The 2,129-nt window shown below is 66.4% G+C and carries 2 protein-coding genes and 1 pseudogene; 2 read left to right on the top strand and 1 reads right to left on the bottom strand.

What is annotated here, in order from left to right:
• The first annotated feature begins 253 nt into the window (after positions 1 to 253).
• Both ACWEJ6_RS54635 and ACWEJ6_RS54630 read left to right on the top strand, forming a co-directional pair.
• The gene (locus tag ACWEJ6_RS54635) at positions 254 to 1,003 is read left to right on the top strand and encodes a GntR family transcriptional regulator (RefSeq protein WP_452433678.1); all 750 of its coding nucleotides are present in this window, start codon (positions 254 to 256) and stop codon (positions 1,001 to 1,003) included.
• A gap of 136 nt (positions 1,004 to 1,139) precedes the next feature.
• Positions 1,140 to 1,595: pseudogene (locus ACWEJ6_RS54630) on the top strand (transposase); the annotation flags it as partial.
• Between the two features lie 214 nt (positions 1,596 to 1,809).
• Here the strand turns inward: ACWEJ6_RS54630 and ACWEJ6_RS54625 are convergent.
• A complete protein-coding gene (locus ACWEJ6_RS54625) occupies positions 1,810 to 1,965 on the bottom strand; it encodes a hypothetical protein (RefSeq protein ID WP_452433677.1) in 156 nt (51 codons plus the stop codon).
• Positions 1,966 to 2,129 lie beyond the last annotated feature (164 nt).

The following is a 2,129-nucleotide window of genomic DNA, read 5'->3' as shown; positions in this document are numbered from 1 at the left end:
CCCGCCGCTCTGTTCAGAGCGCCTTCCTACGCGGGTCCGGCCCAAGCTAGCCGCACAACGCAACGAAGCCCCCCGCCCGATCCGCGAGGACCGGACGGGGCTTGTCGAAAGAGCGGGGGCCGCGCGTCCACGCTCGGAGTCCTCTAACGCGGCCTCTCCTGTGAATAGGTAGCTATCTGATTGAAGTGTCCACGAGCCGATGCTCACCTTCAATAGATAGTGATGTAATGGCGGACGAGTGCAAGGAGGACGTATGGCGCGCTGGCACGAAGTCGCACAGGCACTGCGCAAGGCGCTAGCCGCGGGCACGTATCCAGCCGGCACGAACATCCCCAAGGAAGAAGAACTGGAGGAGCGGTTCGACGTCAGCCGGACGACCGTGCGCCGCGCCGTCGCCCAGCTCACCGCTGAGGGCCTGCTCACCCCTGTACGTCGTGGTGGCACCACGGTCCGGGAGCAGCCTGAACGGCAGAGCCTCGCCCTGGACACCCGTGTCTATCGCGACCAGATCGGCTACTACTTCAGCCAGGTCGTGCAGGACCTGCGCGCCCTGCGGCCGCCGACCCTCGCTGAGGGGCCATGCCCGCCCGACGTCGCCCAGCGACTCGGCCTCCAGCCTGGCGACCCGGTCGTCATCCGGGATCGCGTGATGGGCGATCCGGAGACCCACCGAGTCGTCCAGCTGGCCACCTCCTACCTACCGGCAGACTTGGCCGCCGGCACCGTGCTGGCCCAAGCCGACACCGGCCCGGGGGGCATCTACGACCGCATGGAGAACGAGCTGGGCTGGGGCTTGCTGGAGTGGGAGGGCGTCATCACGGCGCGGCCGGCGACCGCTGAGGAAGGCGACCTTCTCGGCCTCGCCCCTGGCGTGCCGGTGCTGTGCGTCACCCGATCCACGATTGCCACTGCCGGCCCGTCCGAGGGGCGCGTCGTCGAAGTGAACGCAACCAGGCGCGACGCCTCCCGCGTTGAGGTGCGCTACCCCATCAGCCGGGCGTGACCGAGGCATGACGAAGCGACCCTCGCCCTCGCGAACGAACGCTGTTGGCGAATCGATCACAAACGAAGCGGCCCCATGATCACATCAGTGTTCACGGGGCCGCTCTTGATGTGGCCTGGCGGGAACGAGGTCTTCGGTGTCGTTGCGTCCGGTGGGTTCTGAGCTGATCCCTGCCACTACCAGGGAAGTAGCGTGGGCGGCGTTTCCGAAAGGGAGCATGGCGATCAGGATCCGTGATGAGCTGGGGGTGCTGTTCGCGGATGAGGACTTCGCCGAGGCGTTCTCGACTCGCGGGCAGCCTGCCCTGTCGCCGGCGCGACTCGCGCTGGTGTCGATCCTGCAGTTCACCGAGAGTCTGTCCGACCGGAGGGCGGCCGAGGCGGTACGTGCTTGGATCGACTGGAAGTACGCGCTCGGCCTGGAGCTAACCGATCCGGGTTTCGACCACTCGGTGCTGTACGAGTTCCGCCTCAGACTGATCGACAACAGCATGAAACGGCGGGTCTTCGATGCTGTGCTGGAACGCGTCCGCGAAGCCGGCCTGGTGCGCGGCGGCGGCCGGCAGCGCGCCGATTCCACTCATGTTCTGGCTGGCCGTGATCCCCCGCGAGGCTCTTCGGTCGTGTCCGGTTACGCGAGCATTCTGAACCCGGGGCCGGCTGGACCTGTCAGCTCGGGATGGACGAGCCGACGCCCGCGAAGGTGGCAGCGCTACTAGCCTTGCGAGCCTGACGCGTTCGCCGCCTCGTATGAGATCGTCGCTCGAACGTAACTAACGGGCGCCTCGTTGTCGTGCCGCTCGGGATTCATGGCACGAGCAGGTTGATAGCCACTCCGATCGGGATGGATACGGCTGCGCCGAGAGCGAAGAACATCCATTGCGTGCGTCGCTCGGCGCGAATGGTTGCCTTCGTTTCGCCAAGGAGGATCTGACGAATGTTCTCGGCCTGCTCTATGTTCACCGACAGAAGACGCCGCTGTTCCTTGGCCTCGCTGATGATTTTCCTGCGAGCGGCCTGCTGAGCATTAAGGGAGCAGCCGGTCCCAGTCGCGGTAGCCGCGGACGGGCAGCGCGTAGTCCTGGCAGAAGACGAAGCTCGCGTCGTTGACGGTCTCCCCGGCGGCC

Source organism: Nonomuraea sp. NPDC004702 (genome assembly GCF_053601695.1).
The sequence above is the reverse complement of the archived record's forward strand: the minus strand, read 5'-3'. Positions and strand labels throughout refer to the sequence as shown.